We start from the raw sequence: 22,157 nt of genomic DNA, 5'->3' as shown, positions 1-22,157 counted from the left end.
GTGTTGATCATAAAGTGAAGTTTTGTCGCTCTAAGAACGAACAATAGACAAGTTAAAGATTATCTTTAGGATTTCAAATTTTCAGCTTGCTTCTTTCTGATTTTCAGCAGAGTATCAAAACAAACAATAATATGAAAGCGATTTTAAGCCTTCTTGTCCCTACCCTCAGCCTTTTCCTGCTGCTCCCGGCCTCCCCTCCTACTCGATGGCAAGACAAGGTGGAGCCTGCGCTGATGACAGACCTGGAACGCGATGGCTATGCTTCCTTCATTGTATTGTTTGAGCAGCAGGCAGAGGTATCCGCCGCCCGTCAGCAAGGCAGCAAGGTGCAAATGGGAACTTATGTATTTGAGCAAACCCGGGCCGTAGCCACTGCTGCACAAAAAACCGCCATCGGCCTCCTCCGGTCACAGCAGTCCCCTTACCGTAGCTTTTACATTGTTAATGCCATTCAGGCTAAAGGGAGCTTGTCGCTCGTGAAGGCTCTTGCTGCACTGCCGGAAGTCAGGGCCATTCAGCCGAATCCTACAGTAGCGGTGGACCTTTTGCCCGAAGAGCGCGAACAACAAGCCCTCGATTTCCGCGAGGGGGTGGAATGGGGCATTGCCGCCATCGGTGCTGATCAGGTGTGGGATATGGGCTTCACCGGGCAGGGTGTAGTCATTGGAGGACAAGACACCGGGTATGAATGGGACCACCCCGCTATCAAAGAGAGCTACCGCGGTTGGGACGACACGCTTTCCCAGGCCGACCACAACTACAACTGGCACGATGCCATACACGAAATCGACTCCATGAACGGCCCGCCCTACATCGCTGAAGCCAACCCCTGTGGGTTGAGCAGCCTTGTGCCCTGCGATGACCACAACCACGGTACTCACACGATGGGTACGATGACCGGTACCGTTAGCGATGAAGGCAAAAGCATAGGCGTGGCGCCCGGTGCCAAATGGATAGCCTGCCGCAATATGGAGCGTGGATACGGCAGCCCGGCTTCCTACATTGAATGCTTTGAGTGGTTCCTGGCCCCCACGGACCTGAATGGAGAAAATCCGGACCCTTCCAAAGCACCGCACGTTATTGCCAACTCTTGGAGCTGTCCCGAGATTGAAGGCTGTACGCCTGCCAATTTTGAGACCATGCAGATTGCCGTGGACAACCTCAAGGCTGCCGGTGTAGTTGTGGTGGTTTCTGCGGGCAACAGCGGCAGCCAGTGCCATACGGTAAGCACCCCCGCTGCTATTTTTGAGAACAGCTTTACCGTTGGTGCTACCCGGCAAACAGATACGATTGCCAATTTCAGCAGCCGGGGCACGGTCACGGTGGATAGCAGCAACCGGCTGAAACCTAATATCGCTGCACCGGGCGTAGGTATTCGCTCCAGCATCAGGAACGGAGGCTTTGCCACCTTCTCAGGTACAAGCATGGCAGGCCCGCACGTAGCCGGCGCCGTTGCCCTGCTGATTTCTGCCAACCCTGAACTGGCCGGTCAGGTGGAAGCTATTGAAGACCTACTGGAAAGTACAGCCCGCCCCATGCTCAGCGATCAGGACTGCGGTGGCGTATCCGGTATGGAAGTACCCAATGCGGTCTACGGTTATGGCCGGATGAACATTCTGGCTGCTGTGCAGGAAACGGTGAGTACTTCCAGCAGGGAAACGCTAACAACGGCACTGACTTTGCAAGCTGCCCCCAACCCGGCACGGGAAATAGTATTGCTGACGAGTAGCATCGCCCCCAAAGTCCCGGCCACGGTACAGTGGATGGATGCCCGGGGCCAGCTGGTTAAAACCATGAACTGGCCTGCACAAGCTTCCCAACTGGAGGTGGACCTCCGGCATTTGCCAAAAGGCGTCTACATCGTACAGGCCCGGATTGGTGCACAACTTTACATCACCCGGGTCGTGAAACAATAAGGCTTGGCAGGGTGTGCAGAAAGTTATTACCTTTGCACCCGCGAAAAGTCAGGTATAGCCTGATCTTTTGCATAGTATGGTTAGCAGCCGGGAGCAATCCCAGCAAGCCTGCAACTTGTGATTCGTTAACGTACTAACAAAACAACATGCCGATATTACACAACCGCGTCAACAACGACGAGCTGAAACGCCGTATGCTGGAAAGTGACGAGGCGCGCGTCACCCTTTCTTTTTACCAATACCACAACCTGGAGGACCCGAAGCAGTTCCGCAATGAGCTATTTCTGCGCTGGAATAAGCTGGATGTTTTTGGCCGGATCTACGTGGCGAAAGAGGGCATCAACGGGCAAATTTCCGTGCCCGAATCCAAATTTGAAGCCTTCAAAACGGATATGTACAGCATTCCCTGGCTGAATGGCGTCCGTCTGAATATTGCTGTAGACGATGACGGCAAGTCCTTCTACAAGCTAAAGATCAAGGTGCGCGACAAGATCGTAGCCGATGGGCTGGACGACGAAAGCTTTGATGTAACCAAGCGCGGCAGCCACCTGAGCGCCGAGGAGGTCAATACGCTGATGGACGACCCGGATACGGTGGTGGTGGACATGCGCAACCACTACGAGAGCGAAGTGGGCTACTTTGAAGGTGCGATCCGCCCGGATGTGGAGACCTTCCGAGAAGCCCTGCCTCTGGTGGAGGATATGCTGGAGGACCAAAAAGACAAGCCGATCATCATGTACTGCACTGGTGGCATCCGCTGTGAGAAGGCGAGTGCATATTACCTGCACAGAGGCTTCAAAAAAGTGCACATGATCGATGGCGGCATCATTGAATATGCCCGGCAGTGCGATCAGAAGGGGTTACCGAAGAAATTCATCGGCAAAAATTTTGTCTTTGATGAACGTATGGGCGAGCGCATCACCAATGATGTGATCTCCCGCTGCCATCAGTGCGGCGCGCCCTGCGACACGCATGTCAACTGTGCGAATGACGCCTGCCATATCCTGTTCATTCAGTGCCCGGCCTGCGCCGAAAAGTATGATGCCTGCTGCTCAAAAGCCTGCAACGACTTTAAAGCGTTACCCGAAGCGGAGCAGGAAGCCCTAAAAGGCAAGGTGGAGTTCAATGGTACTAAGTTTGGGAAAGGCCGGTACAAAGCCCTGCGCAAAGATGAGCCGCTGGATGTAAGCTAAGCTGGCAAACATCTGCCTGCTTCATACCTTCTACAGGAAATAGCGGACCGCTATCCCAAAATGACTGGTATGAAGACCCTCAATAAGCTACTATTTATTCTTGCACTCCTGCCAGGTACTTCCCTCACAGGCAGTGCCCAGATTCCTGTGGACAGTACGCAAGCCAAAACCGATTACCAGAAAGCCCGGCCTCAAATTAAGGGGTACAACAGCGCCTTTTACCTGCTCAGCGATCTCAATACCGGTCTGCCCGAGCGGCCGCCCGGCGTGAATTTACAGACCCCCAGAGCCTGCCTGGAGCACTTTGTCCGGGCCTGCCGGGAAGAGGCATTCCACAAAGCCGCTCATGCATTAAACTTCAACATGATGCCGGCGGCACAGCAGCAGGAGGTGGCAGAAGCCCGGGCCCGGGAGCTGTTTTACATTCTGTCAAAAAGCGTACGCATCGACTGGGACTTGCTATCTGATCGCCCGGACGGTCAGATTAATCAGGGAATAACTGCTCAGCAATCTATAACCGGTCAACCTCTGCGCAGTATCAACTTTGGCAGCCTTGACCTGAACGGGCAGACCCTGCCCCTGCGTATTCAGCGGGTGCGGGTAGAGGAGCAGTCTCCGGTATGGGTGGTCTCTGCCAATACTGTTGAAAACATCATACCGCTGTACAAAGCCTATGGCCCCAGCCCTTTGGCTCAGCGCATCCCGGCCTGGGCCAAAACGGAAATAATGGGTATTGCCTGGTGGAAGATCATCGGCCTGGCAATATTGATTACTCTGTGCCTTTTGATTGCCCGGCTGAGCCAGTACCTGATCAACAAAGCAGTGAAGCGCTCTGAACAACCATGGGTAAACGAGCTGGGGGAAAAGATGGGGCAGCCTGTAGCTCTGGCCATCAGCGCTTTGCTATTTTATGCCGGCATGAAACAGGTCCTGTCCATTTCCGGCACTTGGTCACCTTATCTCTACGCCCTGTTGCTAATTATTGTGATCGGCTCCGTCACCTGGCTTTTGATGCGCTCTATTGACTACCTCATGGACCGGGTGGCAGAACGGAAGGTCGGGGACATCACTAATGAGGAAAACCTGGAGTCCAAGCGGTACCTTACCATGATCTCTGTTGCGCGAAAGGTAATTGCGTTCGTTGTGATTGTCCTTGGCATTGGCGCGATAGTTTCTCAGTTCCCTTCTCTGCAAAACCTCGGTTTGTCCCTGTTCGCTTCCGCAGGTATCGCGACAGTCATTCTGGGTATTGCTGCGCAGGCAACCCTGGGCAACATCATTGCAGGCCTGCAGATTGCCATCACCAAGCCCGTACGTATTGGGGACTGGGTATTATTTGAGGGGGAGTACGGAGCCGTGGAAGACATCCGCTTTACCTATCTGGTCATCAACACCTGGGACAAGCGCCGCGTGGTGGTCCCGCTCCGGTACTTCATCACCCACCCTTTTGAAAACTGGACCATGTACGATGCACATTTGCTCAAACCCATTGTGCTGCATGCCGATTATAAGATTGATGTCAACCTCGTGCGTAATAAGTTTGCCGAGCTGTTGCGCGCTGCCGACGCCTATGATGAAACACTGCCCCCTAAGGTGCAGGTGGTAGACAGCTCCAAAGAGTCGATTGTAATCCGGGCTTTGTGCAGCGCCAGAAATGCCCCAATTGCCTGGGACTTGCACTGCCAGTTGCGGGAGGATATGGTCGCTTACATTGCCAGACTGGAAGCAGGAAAGTATCTGGCGAAGGAGCGGGTGAAGCTACAGCACTGAAGCCATTTTTTATCTCCATCTTAATTAGGCTCCTCTTGCCAGAACAACAAAAATGCTTAATTTGATGGCTCACAAATAAAGCCAATGAGTATCAACGTCCGTTCCCGCCACCTCGAAGGCGCTGAGGTCGCCTGGTTCGCCCCGCTTTGCAATGGGGATGATGAGTTTTTGAGCCGGCACGACTTCCGCTACAAAAGCAACTGGAGCAATACCTCCAACGTGTTGCTAACCGCCGACCGGCTTGGCTACCGCAACATCCTCTGCCCTTCTTCCTATCAGGTGGGGCAGGATGTGTGGACTTTCGCCAGCGCGGTTGCCCCGCTTACGCAGCAAATTAATATCCTGACGGCCATCCGCTGCGGAGAGCTGCACCCGCCCATGCTGGCCCGCTCCATCGCTACGCTGGACCACATCCTGCGCGGCAGGCTCACCATCAATATCATTTCCTCCAATATGCCGGGAGAAGAGCTGGAATCCGCAGCCCGCTATCAGCGCTCGCGGGAGGTGATTGAAATCCTGAAGCAGTGCTGGACGCAGGACCATATCGACTTTAAAGGCGAGTTTTACAACATCCAGCTGCCGACCACCGATCCGGTAAAGCCCTATCAGCAAAACGGCGGCCCTCTACTCTACTTCGGCGGCTACTCCCCGCCCGGTGTGGACCTCTGCGCGGAGCACTGCGATGTCTATCTCATGTGGCCGGAAACAGAAGACAAGCTTCAGCAGCTCATGCAAAACATGAGTGACAAAGCTGCTGGTTATGATCGGGAAGTCGACTTTGGGTTACGCGTGCACGTCATCGTTCGGGAAACAGAGGCTGAAGCCCGCGCTGCCGCCCGCCGCCTTATGACTTACGTAGACGACCAACGGGGCGAAGAAATCCGCCTCCGCGCCCAGGACGGCAAATCCTATGGCGTCTCCCGCCAAACCGCCGTGCGCGAGCAAGCCGATGACGAAGGCTTTGTGGAAGACCACCTTTGGACGGGGATTGGCCGGGCGCGTTCCGGTTGCGGCGCGGCTATCGTGGGTGATCCTGATCAGGTACTGGCTAAGATTCAGCGGTACATGGATATGGGTATCCGCGCTTTCATTTTCTCCGGCTACCCGCATTTGGATGAGTGTAATCTGTTCGGGCGCTACGTTTTGCCGCGAATTAAAACGTTTTCTATGCCTGTAATGCAGGGGCGGCAGCCGGTGGGGATGCCGGAGACGCCGCTGGGGGCGGGGGAGCGGAGGTGAGTTTGGATAGTAAGCTGTTGCGCGAATTATTGTAATATTGTGATTGAATGGTAAAGTGCCTCAGCCGATCACCGCCTTGAGAATTTCTTCATGGTAGGTCCTGACTTTACCATAGCGTTCATCATGAGCAGTACCGGTTGGGATGTTTTTCTGGCGGCTTAAAGCCGTGGCTGTTTTTCCCCAAGCCTTAGCCTGATGTAACGGGCAAGGGACTTTATGCAGGTTGCAATAGCCGGCTATCGTGTAGTAATGATCATCGACGCTGACAATCTTTGCCTCCAACTGATCGAGCCGCTCAGCAGTTTGATCCAGCTCATCACGCACTTCTTCGTTGATTTGTTCTTGTTTTTCCCACTGCTCAGCCAGTAATCTAAGCGTTGCTGCGAAGCCGGAAGGGGGAATATCCTGTAGCCGCGTCTCACCACGAGTCAGTAATTCCTGAATGCGGTCATAAACCCAAAGCTCAAATCTGGGACTAAGCCAAGAGGCAAATTTGAGAGCGAGCTTTTCATCCATCCAAGTGCCTTGGAGCCCTTCGGTAACATCCCCGCCCTTGACAACCCGTAACACTTCGCGTTTTTGACCGATATTCACATCTGAATATCGCTCCTCTAGAATCTGAATGTACTGCTTTGTTTCTTTAAGGCGCAGGAAGTTCCCGACTGGCTTTCCAAACGGTCTTGCCATCTGTGTGGCGTTAACCATTTTATTTCCATCAGCAAACTCGAAGCTGATATCCTGGCCTTCGTAGTCGAATATAGTAATGCCGCTCATGTAGTAAATATAGCGAATCTGTGGAATAAACAAGGAAGACCTGAACCTCGTATCCTGTCTGGAAGCTAAATATGTTACATCCTTTAGACAAGGTGCGGTAAAAGTGCCGACCTTCTCGTTTTATTTAAAGAAAGAACGGAAATCTTTACATTTGAGATGGGCTGTGTAAAGAAAATCCACTTTTCTTTACACAGCTGGATATACCGACGACGAAGTAGTTTGGGACCAACCATGACTTCGTGCCTGCCCGCCGTGCTTAGGCAGGCGGGTCGGCATACCTGTGCGTACCGGCATACTCGTGCGTCGGGTTTGTGCATTACGCCCAAACCTCTCCGTTCCGAGTACATCTGAAAAAACAGAACCTAAATAAGAGTAACAACTACGCCCCCGTGATCGACCTCCTAATCGTCTTGGCCTACTTCACCCTCATTTTCCTGGCAGCGCTCAGCGGCCGTACCGGGGCAGATGTCACCACCGAGGAATACTTCCTCAGCAACCGTAATCTCCGCTGGCCCTCCGTCGCGCTCTCCACCATCGCCACCAACATCAATGGCTATCAGTTTTTGGGCATGATGGGCTCGGCTTACCTGTACGGACTGGCGCAGGCGAGTTTGGAGATCAACGCCATTCAGGGCATACTCATGGCTGCCTTCATCTTTGTGCCTATGTACCTGAGTGAGCGGGTGGTGACCATCACGCAGTTTATCAAAAAGCGGCTGGGGGAGCGGGTGGCACTGTTTTACACCGGGGCTAATATTGCGCTGTTTTCCACCATTACCCTGGGGGCGGCGCTGTTTTGGGGGGCGTACGCGGCAGATTTGGTGTTTGCGGAGTACATGAGTTACCTGCATCCGGACCGTATCACGCGGATTGCGATACTGGTCATTGGGCTGGGCGTTTTCTCCGCCACTTACACCTATCTGGGTGGGCTGAACGCGGTAGTCAAAACCGACATCATTCAATTTACCATACTGCTGCTGGGTGGTTTTGTGGTGCTCTTTGTGGCTATTCATCATTTGGGCGGCTGGCGACAATTGTATGTCAAAACACCGGAACTTATGCACCTGCACCTCCCAGCTGACCATGAGAAGCTCCCCTGGACGCACATCTTCGGCCTCTTTCTGCTCAACATCAACTACTGGTGCGCTAATCAAACCGTCATGCAGCGCTCCCTGGCCGCCAAAAACCTGAAGCAAGCCCAAATCGGCCTGATGGTGGGCGGGCTGACCAAGTACGTGATGGCGGTGCTGATCGTTATTCCGGGGATCGCCCTGGTGGGCATACTGGGGGAGAATGGCCTGGCAGAGCCTGACCTGGCCTTCCCTTATTTGGTGAAAACCTACCTGCCGGTGGGCGTAAAAGGCATTATTCTCTGCGCCCTCTTTGCCTCCCTCATGAGTACGGTGGACTCTACGTTCAATTCCCTCGCCACGCTATGGTCGATTGATATCTACAAGACTTACATCAAGAAAGATGCCACCGATTTAGAGGTGGTCAATGCCGGGCGGCGGGTCATCCTCGTCACCCTTTTTACCGGCGTGTTGATGGGATTGGTGCTGCTTTACGTCAAGTTCGAAAACCCACAGGCTGCCTTCACCCACACGCTAAACGAGCTGCGATACTACATCAACTGTGGCATCGTGGTACTCATCTGTGGAGCGGCTTTCCTGCTGCTGCCCAACCACCGGTTTGCGCTGATTGCCTTTTTGAGCACGATTCCGCTGCACCTTATCTTCCAGTACTTCTTTCCGGAGATGAACTACTTCGTGCGGGCGGGTTGGGTGATCATCATTGCTTTTGCGCTGCTCAGCCTGGGCAGCTGGCGGGGTGGCTGGCGCTCCTGGCGGGAATTGCTGCATCCCGGCTCGCGCCGCATCCGGTTGATTGGCTGGGGGTTGCTGGGGTCTTTGGTGGTGTTGCATGTGGTGTTTCATTAGATTTGGGGAAACACATAGGCACATAGTTTAGCGGTTTTTGATTGAATGGGTTTGAAAAGAATACTCCTTGAAGCTGCCGCTGATTGGAAATACATAGGCATATAGGGTACATAGTTTTGCAGCCTCCGCATGGATAATGCACGCCTATGTGTGCTATGTGCCTTTGTGTTAATTGACAAAGCACACTGTGTTCTGCTCTGCTCCCTAGCTCGTAACCCATTACTTTCCTCCATGACAGGCGACGCTGCCGCTGATTGGAAACACATAGGCACATAGGGGTATATAGTTTGATGTACGCCTATGTGTGCTATGTGCCCTATGTGTTAAATAAGAAAGCCCCGACAAAGCTGCTAACCACCATCCCGGCCTGCCATCTCCGCCCGCACTACATTCAAACGTGCCTGAATGCTTTGCCCGCTTTTCATAATTACAGCAATAATGAGCAGAGGGATAGCCGTATAGACCAGCCCAAACCCATTCTTGACCAGCCCGTAAATCATTACCCCGGCTAGCAGCCTGTCGGAGAGGCGCTCAATGGTCTGCGAACGGCAAATATTATTCTGCACTTCGTTGCTCATCAGTCACGTAGCTCAGGCTATGTTCCTTCTTCGCGCCTTGTTCAGAACAATATTTGCTCGCTCTCGCCGCATCAGCACATCTCCGACAGGCTGCTAGGAAGCCGATAAGCACATTGCCTGTGAGGCTTTGTCTTTTCAGCTTATTTTCCTCTGCACGCAGGGCTTCCAAAGTCCACTGAGCGTAGTCCATTTTGTTTGTCATAATACTGTGTTTTTGTCAACGATTGGGCAGTAAGACGTAATTCCAGAACCTTTAAGAACCAATAATTTTTTGGCTCGTTACCTAAATGCTAATATTAAGCATCCGTTTTGAAACTTGGCACAAAATACATTTGTAATCTTTCAACAGACCCTGGCATGAAATACCTCTACCTTCTTACTGTACTTTTGTTCTCCTTTGCCTTGTGCGCACAGACTTCCTACAATGCTCCTGAATTCGGAGACTTGGAAATCAATGATTGCAATGGTATTCTCTACGACTCCGGTGGCCCCGATGCGCCTTACACCGATGATAATGAAGCCTACATTTACATCAATGGAACCTCCGGTGAGGCACTGTCCCTTACTTTCACTCAATTTGATGTAGAGGGTCACTTTGACTTTCTTACCATCTATGATGGCTCTTCGATAAACAGCCCTTTGGTGGGCACCTATACTGGTTTGAACCTACCTAACAATGGTAACCCTATATTGCTTTCGGGCAACAGCTGCCTGCTGGTATTCACCAGTGATTTCACCATTACCGGCGCAGGGTTTGCCATGAATTTCGATTGCATCGACTTTACGGAGCCTCCTGTGGCAGCAGCGGCCTTCCCTGCACTGAGCTGTACCGGCACCGTCGCCTTTGCGGATGCCTCTACCTTTTTCCCGACCAGTTGGACATGGGACTTTGGGGATGGCAACACCTCCACCGAGCAGAACCCCATCCATACCTACGATGAGCCCGGCACCTATGATGTGCAGCTGGAGGTTTGTAATGAAAACGGCTGCGACACCTTCTCTGCCAGTCAGGCGATCACCTTCGATCCGGAAAGCTTTGCCTGCACCAATGGCATCAGTATGCCCACCCATGGACTGGAAACTACTACGCTGTGCAATGGCGTTTTGTACGACGATGGCGGCCCCGATGGCAACTACACCGAAGGCAGCAACGGGCAGTTCCTGATTGCACCTCCGGGGGCGACGAGCATCACAGTTACTTTTACAGCTTTTGACTTAGGCGCTTCTCCCACCAATAATGATCAATTATCACTATTTGCGGTGAACAACGACATCTACACACCGCTGGCTACCTACTTAGGTGACAACCTGCCCAACAACGGGCAGCCCATTACTTTTCAGACCCAGGCGCTGGGACTCTTCTTTTTTGCCGACCACCAGGGCAATTTCCCTGGATTTGAAATGATCTGGGAAGCCAATGGTATCGCTAATCCGCCTACTGCTTCCTTTACCGCTAATGCCACGGAAGTACCGTTCGGTACGGCCATTCAGTTTACGGACAGCAGTACCGAAAACCCCGGCGCATGGTTCTGGGATTTTGGTGATGGGAACACCTCAAATGAGCAAAACCCGAGTTATGTTTACCCGGAAGCCGGCACCTATAGCGTTGTCCTGACCGTAACCAACTGTAATGGCTCAGACACAAGCGTGCCCCTGGAAATCACTGTGCAGGAGCCGCCCGCCCTGACGGTTGACCCGGGCAGCTTCCTCATTGAGTTGGAGGCCGGCAGCAGTACCACCGAGATACTCAACCTCTGTAATGTGGGGCAAGGTGACTTGGTTGCCGCATTGAGCGGTCAGAGTGAGGACAACCAAACGGGCTACGTATTGGATTTTACCACCTCTGCGGCGGGGGGAGGATTCGGCTGGCAGCTATTTGACGAAGATAACGTCGTGGTCGCCGAAAACAGCCAGACCTACGCGGCTAATTCAACCTACAGCGAAACCATCAGTGGTCTAGATGCTGGTGTTTTTTATTATTTCGGGATTACGGGAGTACCCGAAGACGTGATCGCTTTCCAATCATTTACGCTTAGCGATTTGGGAACGGGTACTGTTTGGTTCTCTGGTTTTGTAGCGTTTGTCCCTGACGAATTGTATTACTTTCCCTCGCTTACTACGGGGACTGGTGGTAGTCCGGAATGGCTGTCACTCGGTGAAATCAGCAATTCGCTCGCGGCAACTGCCTGTGAAGAGGTAATGATCACCTTCGATGCGACGGAACTGGTGGACGGCACCTACGAAGGGTCGATCATCATCAATAGCAATGACCCGGATCAGCCATCCGTTACCATCCCGGTGACGCTGATTGTGAATGGGACACCAGAACTGAGTATTTCCACCAACGATCTCGACTTTGGAGAAGTCCAGGTCGGCGCTACCTCTACGCTGAGCTTTTCTTTGGAGAATACAGGCACCGCACCAACCGAGATAAGCGGGTTGGAATCGGCTCTCGCTGACTTTGAAGTGCTTGGCTCTGAGAGCCTTACCCTCGCCCCATTTGCAGCACAGACCATCAGCGTTTCCTTCACGCCGGGCGAGCTGGGTGCTTTAACCGAAACCCTGACGCTTGCCAATAATGCCGGAGATGACCTCCTGGTTAACCTTACCGGCACGGGCATAGCTGCTCCGAGCCTGACCGTCAACCCTACTGCGTTCACGGTTGAGCTAATTGAAGGGCAGGATACCACTTTGACCGTAGATGTAGGGAACATTGGAGAAGCGCCCCTTGATTTTACGATCAATACACAGTCCGGCAATACCGGTTTTGTATTCAACTTCACCACCGACAACTGGGGCGAGGAGTTTTCCTGGGTCCTCATGGACAGTGGAAACAACACGGTTCAAAATTCTGAAGGCATCGTATATCAGTCGAATACAGCGTACAGCGTAGAACTGTCCGGGCTATTGGCGGATGAATCCTACACGCTTCAGCTGCTGGATAGCTGGGGAGATGGTGCACTGCCTAATTACAGTGTGGTTGACCTGATTTCCGGGCAGGAAGTGGCCTCTGGTACCTTCATTGGGGACGGCTTACTGCAGGAACTGGTTCCTCTTGGCAGCCCGGCCGCAGCTGATTTCTCAGGTATTTCGCCCACAAGCGGTACTGTAGCGGTCAATGAGAGCACTGCGCTACAGATTGATCTGGACGCCACAGGACTCGCCACCGGAGTTTACAATCTGGTGTACGAGCTGGAAACCAATGACCCGCTTCAGCCTATGGTGCCCATCAATGTGACGCTCTTTGTCATTGCTCCGGTGACTGCTGGCATTGAAGTGCCCGCATTCATCTGCGGCGCACTGCCGGTGCAGTTTACGGATGCCAGTACGAATCAGCCTACAAGCTGGACCTGGAACTTTGGGGACGGTACGACTTCCAATGAACAAAACCCGATGCATACGTACACCGAGAGCGGCACCTATACCATCACCCTTGAAGCCTGCAATGCGCTGGGCTGTGATGTGGCTACGCTGGTCAGCTTCCTGGAGGTAGACCTCGGCTGCTTCTCTCAGAATATACCACAGCATGGCAATGAAACCATCACGGTTTGCTCCGGCAATCTTTACGACTCAGGTGGCCCTGATGCCCCTTATCTGGAAGGCAGCTTTGGCAGTGTAACTATTGCTCCGCCGGGTGCTACCTCTGTGAGCATAACTTTCAGCTCATTTAACTATCAGGAGCATGCTGATTTTGTTTCTGTCTACGACGGTCCACTTAACGGAGGAACACTTATCGGTACATTTACCGGAACAGAACTTGCAGGTCAAACTTTTACCGCGGCATCTGGTGTACTCACCGTGCAGGAACATACCGACCACTTTACCAACCTGAGTGGATTTGAAGCCTCCTTTACCTGTTCTGCCACGCCACCACAGCGGCCTAAGCCTCAGTTTTCGCTGGCAGACACTATTGTTTGCGCCAATGAGCCCATCGTGTTTATTGACGAGAGCCTGCAACTTCCCACTTCCTGGTTCTGGGAGTTTGGTGATGGCGGCGTCTCAAATGAGCAAAACCCTGTCTATTTCTACCCAGAGAGCGGAACATATACCGTAACGCTCACCGCCTGCAATGCAGAAGGCTGCAATACGATTGTGCAGAATATTTCCATAACGGTAGACCCCGGCTGTGTGATTGAAAATATGCCTGTAAATGGGCAGCAAGTGATCCAGGGGTGTTTCGGAAGCTTGTATGATTCAGGTGGGCCAGACAGCAACTACGTAGACAACAATACGGGAATAACAACGATCATTAGCCCGGTCGGCCCTATCACTTTAGAGTTTGTAGCTTTCAATTATGAGAATGGGTTCGACGGTGTAGCTGTTTTTGATGGTGCCGATACTGATGCTCCTCTGCTGGGTTTCTTCACAGGCAATGAGCTACCGGGTCCCATCACCTCCAGCGGTACGGCGATTACCATCGTGGAGAATACAGACTTTACTATAAATGAGAGTGGCTTCCAGATTAACTACAGCTGCCAGGGTACACTGAATTTATCCGGCTCTCGGATTACCGTTGCCAATGCAGAAATGTGCGATGGGGTGCGCTCCTTCGGCATTAATTCCACGGCAGACGTAGACAGCTGGAGCTGGGACTTTGGAGATGGGCACACTTCCACGGAGGCCAATCCGGAGCATACACTCGGGCACAACGGCATTCACCACATCGAGGTAACGATTTGTAACGGGGAAGGCTGTGAAACACTCGAGACCATGATCTACTCCAATAAGCTCACTCCTGAAATTGATGCCCCGGATACGGTGGCACCAGGCCAGGAAGTCCACTTCCATGGTCTAACCGAAGAAGCCACCCACTGGCACTGGGACTTTGGCAACGGAGAGACTGCCGATCATGCGACGCCAATGACCATCTACGAGGAACCGGGATGGCACGAGGTACAGATCAGCCTCATAAATATGGATGTCCATGAGACTTGTGATGCCAGTCATACCCACTCCATTTATGTAGATGCTAATCTGACCAACACCAGAAATGCCACGGTACAAGATTTCACGGTATTCCCTAACCCTACCACCGGGCAGCTCAATATTCGTGGCCTGGAGGCGCTGGGAGATGGCTATGAAATCCGTATCCACTCTGCAGTCGGGCAATTGGTGAAGGCACAGCCCTTGACGCCGGCGCTATCCATAGCAGAGCTCCCTTCAGGTATTTACGTCCTGGAAGTAGTCAACGGACAGGAGGTAATTGGCCGACAGAAGGTAATTAAAGAGTAAAAGGCAAGAGATCGGCTTGATAAGAGGCAGCATCCTGTTGGGGTGCTGTCTTTTTTTAGGAGGGGCTTCTTTTTCAAAACGTCAGTTAAGTTTCCACGGCAAAAACTTAACTAAACAGGATTTCAGTTAAGAGAAACACCTCAAAACTTAACTCAACACTTTTTCAGTTAAGCTCTGGGCGGACAGCCCTCTCCTGCCTATACCGCTTGAGACAGGAAAGACACTCCCGTCAGCTCCTCCGAAGCCACCCACAGAGCAGACCAGTCAGCCGGCTGCCCGATGGAAGGGGGCAATTCAACAAGTTTGGGCGGGCCAGCGATTTCCCCCCACTTACCGGGGCCGTAGTAATGATCGGATTCTACGGTCTCTCCGACAGCAGCGTAGAGTTGAGGACGAGCATTTTGATCGGGGGTGGGCAGCAAAGGCAGGAGTACCTTTTCGGCGATAAACTGGAAAACGGCGTTGCTCTTCACATTGCGCCCCAGATTAGTGGAAGCACCGCCGGGATGGGCTGCCACGGCGATGGTCTGACCTTCCGGCAGGCGGCGGTTGAGCTCCAGGGTGAACATTAGGTTCGCCAGCTTACTTTGCCCGTAGGCTTTCCAAGGCTGATAGTTGTTGGGATCCTTGAACGAAGAGATATCCATCTGACCATTACGGGCCGCCAAACTGGAGACATTGACGATGCGGCTTCCGGGAGTGCCCAGCAATACCGGAAGCAGGTGGCCCGTCAGCGCAAAGTGGCCAAGGTGGTTGACACCAATTTGCTTTTCGAAACCATCCTCAGTAGTGCCGTAGGGCGTGGCCATGATGCCGGCATTATTCATCAGGACATCGAGCTGGTCATAGTTTGCTTTGAAGTTTTTGGCGAAAGCCTGTACCGACTCCAGGCTGCCCAGGTCCAGCAGCATAAGGCGGGCAGGTGTCGTTTGTACTGCTTCCACCTCCTTCAGGGCAGCAGCGCCCCGCTCTTCTGACCGGCAGGCGAGTATGACTGCTGCACCATTCTGAGCCAGCGCTTTGGCGGAAGCGAGCCCCAGCCCACTGTTGGCTCCGGTGATGATGACGACTTTGCCTTTGAGGTTGGGCATATCGGAGAGTGTCCAGTTCTTTTTCATGGTGCTTGATTTAACGGTTAAAAGGCAGACAGCGATTGATTGTTGAGTTTTTACTTCGATTATTAGTGTAGCGCCTTCCAGAGGCTCAATTATTTAGTATTTTTCGGGTAAAAATGCTAACCTGCCGTAACTGTGGGCACCCCGTCATTGTAGAAGGACGATTCTGCCATCATTGTGGAGCAAAAATTGTCCAGGAAAGGCTGACACTCTGGGTTTTTTTTGCACAGCTTGGCCAAACAGTTTTTAATGCTGACTCCAGCCTCTGGCGAACGGTTGGGCATTTGTGCTATGCGCCGGGAAGGGTGTGCAGGGGCTATATCGAAGGTGTTCGGAAGCGCTACCTCAGGCCAGTAGCTTACCTGTTCTTTGTCGCCAGCCTTTACGGATTAACGCTTTTACTGGCGGATGGGGATATCCGCTACTTCCATGAGGATTTTGCGCTGGGGTTTACCGACTACAATGATGCCACCGGACTAACAATAGAAGAGCGGGCACGGCAACTGCGGCCTCTGGCTCTGATATTTATTTTGCTTTCGATACCAATTTTATCACTCATCAGCCGGTTGATCTACCGGCGGGCAGGGTTTAATTTAGCAGAGCACCTGGTAATCAATGCCTATTATATGGGGCAACTCCTTTTCCTGAACTTAGTGCTCAACTTTTTGAAGGTACCTTTCCCTTCACTTGAGGAGAACACGATTTTTTATTACCTGTTTATGATTGTATTTCTGGGCTACGCCTGGGTGCTGCAGGTTCCGACTTTTCAGCTTCGTGGGGTTTGGACGGTTATCAGCCCGTTGTTATTCCTGCTGATCATGCTTTTTATTTTGGGGCTGTTTTATGGGTTTGGCGCTGAACTGCTATTATCAAGAGCAGGCTAGCCTGGACGTGCGATGATTGTCTGCTAAAGTATCAGGCTTCCAGCGGTGGCAGTTGGGATAGCACGGTCTCCGGGACTTCCCGCTGTATGGCAGCAAACCAGACTCTTTCCTCAAAACGAATGTGCTGCTCCAAAAGTCGGCCGAGTTCATCTAAATCATCGGGCGTGGCTGTATCAGAGAGCTGTTGGATTTGCGCCGAAATTTGCCGGTGTTCCGCCTGCACCTGATCGCTCATAGCCTGCAGCTGTTCGTGGCAGGCGCGGGTGGCGGGGATCAGCACGGTGGCTTCCCAGTCAAAATGCCGGCTCAGCCGTTCTTCCAGCTCCTTTTTGGCGAAAGCCACCTTGCCCGGAACATCTGTGGGCAGGCCTTTATAATCTGGCACATCGCTCTTCAGCAACTGTGCCAGTATCAGCCCTTTGTGGTGCTGTCTTGACAAAGGAATTAATGCGGGGTGGCGTTTGAGTGGTTTTCGGTCCATGCAGGGAAAATACAAATTTTCTTACCTTTCGAGGTAGAACCTTAAGCCGCTGAGCTTTGATTTTCCAAGTATTGGCGACTCAATCGACCAAAGAAGTATGCTAATGTACCTGCTTTACGGTGCCGGGATTTACCTTTTGATTTGCATTGTCTTTTATACCATGCAGGACTACTTCTTTTTCCGGCCGGAAATACTGCCCGGAAACTTTAAGTATGAGTATCCATTCCCGTTTGACGAAGTGCACTTTGAAATGGAGGATGGCGGCTACATCAACGGGCTGCACTTCCGGGTGCCCAATGCCAAGGGCGTCGTCTTTTACCTCAAGGGGAATTCCCGGAGTTTGAAAGGCTGGGGTAAGTTTGCCAAAGACTTCCTCGGCAAGGGCTATGACTTTTTTATGATTGACTACCGGGGGTTCGGTAAGAGTGCCGGTAAGCGGACGGAAGCGACCCTGTACAACGATGCACAGACGGTTTACAAATGGCTTAGTGAGCGCTATCCTGAGGACCAAATTGTGCTTTACGGCAGATCCCTCGGCAGTGGCATTGCAGCGCGGATTGCGGCCTGGAATAAGCCACGTCTGCTCATTCTGGACTCACCTTACTATTCATTTCTGTACCAGGTGCGGCAGTATGGGTTCTGGTTGCCCCTGAAGTGGGTGTTGCGATACCAAATCCGGACTGACTTTTTCATCAAAAAGGTCACCTGCCCTATTTTCATCCTGCATGGTACGAGTGACCGGCTGATCCATTTCCGCCAAGGCAAAATGCTGCACGAAGATGCGCCCAACAGCGAGCTCATTGCATTGGAGGGGGGCGGGCACAACAACCTGCCCGACTTCCCCGAGTACCATGAGGCCCTTTACGAAATCCTCCACGATGAAGATCGCTACGCCCGGCTCGTGCCCCCCTCAAAATGAAAAACGCACTCGCTCACGAAGAACGAGTGCATTTCCAAACAAACGTGCTAAGACCAGGCCGCAGAATTAACGGCTGATCACTAACCTTTGACTAACAGGCTGTTGCCCCTCTGAGTAGATAGTCACCAACAATACCTGATTATTGCCCCACTCATTGGTATTCAGGGTGAGCTGACCGGCATCACGCATCATATAGGTACCAAGCGTTTGCCCCATCATATTGCGCACCACTACGGTGGAGGCGACAGTTGGGTGATTTAGAGAAACCGTCACCTGATCCCGGGCTGGATTAGGGAACAAGCTAAACTGAATATCCGTATCGAAAATCTCAGCACCGGGAGCGCCCATCGGGAGGCTGCCCGCCAGCGTGACGGAAGAACCGTTGGTGAAGCCGGAGTTTTCGTTGCTGCAAAGCGCTTTTACCCGCCATTGCACCGTACTGCCCGCTGGCAGGTTATCGTCGGTATAGGTGACTGCTGGAATATCTATGGAAGTCGGGCTGAAGCCAATTGGCCGGTATTGCAGGCGGTAGGCGTTCGCGTTGGGTACAGGGTCCCATTCAAAGGTTGCACTCGTAGCCGAGTTCGCAAAGGCATTAAGTCCCGTTGGGTCAGAGCAGCCTTCATCCAGATCGCAGATGTCGTTGTTGTTGGCATCGATCAGCGTACCGGCACAGTTACAATCCGCGCCGATCACATCATTCTCCGTACAGTTATCGCCATCATCACAAGGCGTGCCAATGAGATCATCATCCATTCCGGGGCATTGATCGTCGCCATCACAGACCCCATCGTTGTCTGAATCCGGGCAGGCGTCATCAGTGGTGGTAAAGTTTTCAACTGATGAATAGGGAGAATCTTCGCTACTGCAGAGCGCCTTCACCCTCCACAGGTAGGTCGTGCTTGCGCTCAGCGTAGTCAGCTGCTCGCTGTTGCCACTGATGAAGAGCGTGACAACGCTATTCATAGGCATTCCCTGCTCAAGGTACTGCAACTGATATTCGTTAGCACCGGATACCGGGCTCCAGCTCAGCAATGCGGTATTGGCGGTCAGGTTGGTGACCTGAAGGTTGGTTGGAGCCACACAGTCGTCAACTTCATCCAAATCACAGATGTCGTTGTTGTTGGCATCAATCAACGTACCGGCACAGTTACAATCTGCACCATACACATCATTTTCCGTACAATCATCCCCATCATCGCAGGGCGTACCGATGAGGCTGTCATCCATTCCGGGGCACTGATCGTCGCTGTCACAAACCCCATCGTTATCTGAATCCGGGCAGGCATCATCCGTGGTGGAAAAGTTTTCAACCGATGAATAGGGAGAATCCTCGTTGCTGCAGAGTGCCTTCACTCTCCACAGGTAGGTAGTACTGGAAGCAAGTGCAGTCAGCTGCTCACTGTTGCCACTGATGTAGAGGGTAACGACGCTATTCATGGGCATCCCCTGCTGCAGGTACTGTAATTCGTACTGATTAGCGCCGGACACCGGGCTCCAGCTAAGCAATGCGGTATTAGCGGTTAGGTTAGTGGCCTGAAGGTTGGTTGGGGCTGTACAGGGCGGTGTGGCGGGCAGGCAAAAAGCGGTAGTCTCCTGGCTATCGAAGCTACCCCCACTGGCTAACACGGTATTTGTGGCGTTGTCGGTGAGCACGTAGCTGCCGTTACCATGCCCGCAGCAAATACCGTCGCCATAGGAATCGAATATATTGAAGCTGAAGCATCCATCTGTCAGACAGATTTGCTCGTTCACGGTGGTATTTTGCTGACCGCTGTAACTGCCTCCTGATGCCAGGACATTATTGCTGTTGTCCGTTACTGTCCAGGTGGTTTCAGCCGGATAGCCATCCAGCGTGATTGAAAGTGTAAGGGTATTGTCGCCCGTCGAGAAACTGGAAGTAGCCTCGTTATTGGCAGGCTCATCGTCCGCCCCACCGTTAGGTGAGCTGGTGGATACGGTAAAGGTATGGCTGCCGTTAGAGAAATTGACCGCAGGGAGAGTGACTTCTGCCGCCTGATTGCTGCTCAGGCTCCCCGTCCAGTTGTAGTTTTGGGCAGGGTTGCCATCCAGCGAATAGTTGATTGATACCGAGGTTAAAGTTTCGGAACCATAATTATACAGGGAAACAACCGGGCTTACCGAATTGCCACAGACGACTCCTTTGGGCATTTCCACAGATGCAATGCCGGCATCGGTGGTACTGACTGCACTGCAGGGGTCCAGACAGGAAGCGTTGTAGACCTCGCTCCTAATCAGGTCGCCAGGCTGCGGGCCAAAATTTTCTGTAAAGGAAACACCTACACTCCCCAGCAGGTGGCAGTAGCTCATGATAGTGCCCTCATCAGGCGTTTGCCCGTTATCATAACAGCCGCTTGGTGTGTAGCCTGCTGCCGGGCCACAGTTGTCAATAGGCGTATTATCTCCATTCCAGGCACAGTCGTGCGTATGAGGAGAGCCCAGGTTGTGCCCGATTTCGTGGGTCACTACATTGACGGTCCAGCTATAGGTAGGTACGGTACTGTAACTGGAGTGAATATCGCTATAGGCTACACCGAATGTGGAGCTGCAGATTACATCAAGGTAGGCAATTCCGCCGCCGCCCTCATACCCAACAAGGTGAGCCAGGTCCGCACCATTGTAATCGCCGTTGAGGTGCTGCCGGAACTGCACCAGGTAATCCAAGGTAGTAGGTCCCGTATAAGGGTCGGTCGTATCCCAGACAAAAATTTCATTAACGACCAGGTTGATACTTTCATCAGCGTACAGGGTACTGACCTGGCTAAAGACTCCGGAGACGTAGTTTGCAGCCTGCGTTACCCCTCCTTTGCCATCGTGGATATCCTTATCTACCTCCACGTACATCTTCACGCAGTTATTCGGATTGGGTGAACGGGTGCCCCCCGGCTCTCCCCCACCAGGGCGGTAACCGGGCAATTCTTCGGCATAGCAACCTTTCAGAGGGGGCTCCGCCAGTGCCTCAGAAGGGTAAAGGATGTGGATACCCGCTGCATTTTCCACCTGCCCGAGGTTGTACTGTTGCCCCCGGAATTCAATGACTCCCAGGATTTCGTCAGGCAGGATCAACAGCATGGCCAGGGAGTGGGGTTCTCCATTGACAATGCCCCGGTAATGCAGCCCCGGATCAAAAGGTACTGCCCGGTTCGGGTCAGAAGCTTTCCGCAGTTTGAAATCGGGAGACAGGTATTCAGCCTGGTACAATTCGAGCAACAGGGGCTGCCCGTTATGGTCTTCCAACCGGAGTTTCAGTTCCTGCGGTTCGTCCCGCCTGACCTGATGCAGGTTTTTTCGGTGCAGTGAAAAGTAAGCCGCCTCTTCGACTTGCTCTTTGACCCTTGCTGCCCAGGGGCCGCCGGGGACCTGGGGCAAAAGCAGTGGTATTTCGGGTACGACCGCAAATGAGGCTTCACGGCGGGCGACCTCATCAGCGATAGGGTGGTTGTGATTTTGCGCAACAACAGAAGTGTACGACAACAAAGCGCTGAGCAATGCCCAGCAAAGGGTAAGGGAGATTCTGTGCATCTTTGTTTTGTTTAGGTTAAGTAGATTTCAAGGCTTGCCTGCCGGAACTTCGTCACACACGGCCCAAGCCTTTCATCCATTATATTAAGCTATACCAGATTGATAAATTTTGCAAGCCAATCTCTGAAAAAAAGCAATCTCAGAAGCTCATTTACGATAATTCGGGCTTCCCGTGCACATTATACCCTGCCGGGGATTGCAGGATAGAGCCTGCACAGAGGCCATCAGATATACGGCTCCACTGCCAATCAGGTTTCACCCTGTCACAATTTTACCGTTTTCTATGGGAACTTCATTTCAATCTCCTCCGTTATACTCATCACAAGTGGAAATGCGGTATCAAATGATTCACTAAAAAAATTTCACGTTTTTTCTTGCACATCAATTTGAAGCCGATTATCTTTGCAATCGCAATTGAGAAAAACACTTCTCAAGCTGGTTTTTAAAGACCCATGGTGTAATTGGCAACACAGCAGATTTTGGTTCTGTCGTTCTAGGTTCGAGTCCTAGTGGGTCTACTAAAACAAAACAAATCGATTTACGAAAAAGCCAGATTCCTCGGGGGTCTGGCTTTTT

14 protein-coding genes and 1 tRNA gene are annotated in these 22,157 nt (G+C 52.4%); 9 read left to right on the top strand and 6 right to left on the bottom strand.

The window, feature by feature from the left end; genetic code table 11:
* Positions 1–131: 131 nt before the first annotated feature.
* The 4 genes from ACO08I_RS22020 to ACO08I_RS22005 all read left to right on the top strand — a co-directional run bounded on the left by ACO08I_RS22020 (position 132) and on the right by ACO08I_RS22005 (position 6,118).
* Entirely contained in the window at positions 132–1,916 is a 1,785-nt protein-coding gene (locus ACO08I_RS22020) for a S8 family serine peptidase (protein ID WP_421947127.1), read from the top strand.
* 146 nt (positions 1,917–2,062) lie between these two features.
* Positions 2,063–3,109, top strand: a complete 1,047-nt coding sequence (locus ACO08I_RS22015) for a rhodanese-related sulfurtransferase (RefSeq protein WP_421947126.1) — start codon at positions 2,063–2,065, stop codon at positions 3,107–3,109.
* A 69-nt stretch (positions 3,110–3,178) separates the two neighbouring features.
* Positions 3,179–4,879: a mechanosensitive ion channel family protein gene (locus ACO08I_RS22010; protein WP_421947125.1), complete on the top strand. Its 1,701-nt coding sequence runs from the start codon at positions 3,179–3,181 to the stop codon at positions 4,877–4,879.
* Between the two features lie 84 nt (positions 4,880–4,963).
* Positions 4,964–6,118, top strand: a complete 1,155-nt coding sequence (locus ACO08I_RS22005; protein ID WP_421947124.1) for an LLM class flavin-dependent oxidoreductase — start codon at positions 4,964–4,966, stop codon at positions 6,116–6,118.
* A gap of 60 nt (positions 6,119–6,178) precedes the next feature.
* Here ACO08I_RS22005 and ACO08I_RS22000 read toward each other — a convergent pair whose 3' ends face one another.
* Positions 6,179–6,892 carry a KilA-N domain-containing protein gene (locus ACO08I_RS22000; RefSeq protein ID WP_421947123.1) on the bottom strand — a complete coding sequence of 238 codons (714 nt, stop codon included), beginning with the start codon at positions 6,890–6,892 and terminating at the stop codon, positions 6,179–6,181.
* Between the two features lie 389 nt (positions 6,893–7,281).
* Here ACO08I_RS22000 and ACO08I_RS21995 point away from each other — a divergent pair, with 389 nt between their 5' ends.
* The gene (locus ACO08I_RS21995; protein WP_421947122.1) at positions 7,282–8,829 is read left to right on the top strand and encodes an SLC5 family protein; all 1,548 of its coding nucleotides are present in this window, start codon (positions 7,282–7,284) and stop codon (positions 8,827–8,829) included.
* Positions 8,830–9,179: 350 nt separating this feature from the next.
* On the opposite strand, the gene ACO08I_RS21990 is transcribed toward ACO08I_RS21995, so the two are convergent.
* Together ACO08I_RS21990 and ACO08I_RS21985 are read right to left on the bottom strand one after the other, a co-directional pair.
* Complete coding sequence (locus ACO08I_RS21990; RefSeq protein ID WP_421947121.1) at positions 9,180–9,407, bottom strand: hypothetical protein; 228 nt, start codon at positions 9,405–9,407, stop codon at positions 9,180–9,182.
* Positions 9,385–9,609, bottom strand: coding sequence for a hypothetical protein (locus tag ACO08I_RS21985; RefSeq protein ID WP_421947120.1), 225 nt, complete (start codon positions 9,607–9,609; stop codon positions 9,385–9,387). Before ACO08I_RS21985 ends, ACO08I_RS21990 begins: the two co-directional genes overlap by 23 nt.
* Positions 9,610–9,764: 155 nt before the next feature.
* Between ACO08I_RS21985 and ACO08I_RS21980 the strand changes: the two genes are divergently transcribed.
* Entirely contained in the window at positions 9,765–14,639 is a 4,875-nt protein-coding gene (locus ACO08I_RS21980; protein WP_421947119.1) for a PKD domain-containing protein, read from the top strand.
* Positions 14,640–14,836: 197 nt separating this feature from the next.
* On the opposite strand, the gene ACO08I_RS21975 is transcribed toward ACO08I_RS21980, so the two are convergent.
* The gene (locus tag ACO08I_RS21975) at positions 14,837–15,757 is read right to left on the bottom strand and encodes an oxidoreductase (protein ID WP_421947118.1); all 921 of its coding nucleotides are present in this window, start codon (positions 15,755–15,757) and stop codon (positions 14,837–14,839) included.
* A gap of 113 nt (positions 15,758–15,870) precedes the next feature.
* Here ACO08I_RS21975 and ACO08I_RS21970 point away from each other — a divergent pair, with 113 nt between their 5' ends.
* Entirely contained in the window at positions 15,871–16,638 is a 768-nt protein-coding gene (locus ACO08I_RS21970; protein WP_421947117.1) for a DUF3667 domain-containing protein, read from the top strand.
* A 31-nt stretch (positions 16,639–16,669) separates the two neighbouring features.
* Here the strand turns inward: ACO08I_RS21970 and ACO08I_RS21965 are convergent, their stop codons facing one another.
* A complete protein-coding gene (locus tag ACO08I_RS21965; RefSeq protein WP_421947116.1) occupies positions 16,670–17,119 on the bottom strand; it encodes a hemerythrin domain-containing protein in 450 nt (149 codons plus the stop codon).
* A gap of 103 nt (positions 17,120–17,222) precedes the next feature.
* On the opposite strand from ACO08I_RS21965, the gene ACO08I_RS21960 reads away from it, so the two are divergent.
* Complete coding sequence (locus tag ACO08I_RS21960) at positions 17,223–18,038, top strand: alpha/beta hydrolase (RefSeq protein WP_421947115.1); 816 nt, start codon at positions 17,223–17,225, stop codon at positions 18,036–18,038.
* A gap of 66 nt (positions 18,039–18,104) precedes the next feature.
* Here ACO08I_RS21960 and ACO08I_RS21955 read toward each other — a convergent pair whose 3' ends face one another.
* Positions 18,105–21,581 carry a M12 family metallo-peptidase gene (locus tag ACO08I_RS21955; protein WP_421947114.1) on the bottom strand — a complete coding sequence of 1,159 codons (3,477 nt, stop codon included), beginning with the start codon at positions 21,579–21,581 and terminating at the stop codon, positions 18,105–18,107.
* Between the two features lie 446 nt (positions 21,582–22,027).
* Between ACO08I_RS21955 and ACO08I_RS21950 the strand changes: the two genes are divergently transcribed.
* Positions 22,028–22,099, top strand: a tRNA-Gln gene (locus ACO08I_RS21950).
* The last annotated feature ends 58 nt before the right edge of the window (positions 22,100–22,157 follow it).

The organism is Phaeodactylibacter xiamenensis (assembly GCF_965229835.1).
GTDB classification, from domain to species: Bacteria; Bacteroidota; Bacteroidia; order Chitinophagales; family Saprospiraceae; genus Phaeodactylibacter; species Phaeodactylibacter xiamenensis.
Note: the sequence above shows the minus strand (reverse complement) of the source record. Positions and strands in the feature narration are given on the sequence as shown.

Coding starts and splice junctions, on each gene's coding strand:
- ACO08I_RS22020 (WP_421947127.1), top strand. CDS start 132: ATGAAAGCGATTTTAAGCCTTCTTGTCCCTACCCTCAGCCTTTTCCTG.
- ACO08I_RS22005 (WP_421947124.1), top strand. CDS start 4,964: ATGAGTATCAACGTCCGTTCCCGCCACCTCGAAGGCGCTGAGGTCGCC.
- ACO08I_RS21955 (WP_421947114.1), bottom strand. CDS start 21,581: ATGCACAGAATCTCCCTTACCCTTTGCTGGGCATTGCTCAGCGCTTTG.
- ACO08I_RS21965 (WP_421947116.1), bottom strand. CDS start 17,119: ATGGACCGAAAACCACTCAAACGCCACCCCGCATTAATTCCTTTGTCA.
- ACO08I_RS21985 (WP_421947120.1), bottom strand. CDS start 9,609: ATGACAAACAAAATGGACTACGCTCAGTGGACTTTGGAAGCCCTGCGT.
- ACO08I_RS22000 (WP_421947123.1), bottom strand. CDS start 6,892: ATGAGCGGCATTACTATATTCGACTACGAAGGCCAGGATATCAGCTTC.
- ACO08I_RS21960 (WP_421947115.1), top strand. CDS start 17,223: ATGTACCTGCTTTACGGTGCCGGGATTTACCTTTTGATTTGCATTGTC.
- ACO08I_RS21975 (WP_421947118.1), bottom strand. CDS start 15,757: ATGAAAAAGAACTGGACACTCTCCGATATGCCCAACCTCAAAGGCAAA.
- ACO08I_RS22015 (WP_421947126.1), top strand. CDS start 2,063: ATGCCGATATTACACAACCGCGTCAACAACGACGAGCTGAAACGCCGT.
- ACO08I_RS21990 (WP_421947121.1), bottom strand. CDS start 9,407: ATGAGCAACGAAGTGCAGAATAATATTTGCCGTTCGCAGACCATTGAG.
- ACO08I_RS22010 (WP_421947125.1), top strand. CDS start 3,179: ATGAAGACCCTCAATAAGCTACTATTTATTCTTGCACTCCTGCCAGGT.
- ACO08I_RS21980 (WP_421947119.1), top strand. CDS start 9,765: ATGAAATACCTCTACCTTCTTACTGTACTTTTGTTCTCCTTTGCCTTG.
- ACO08I_RS21970 (WP_421947117.1), top strand. CDS start 15,871: ATGCTAACCTGCCGTAACTGTGGGCACCCCGTCATTGTAGAAGGACGA.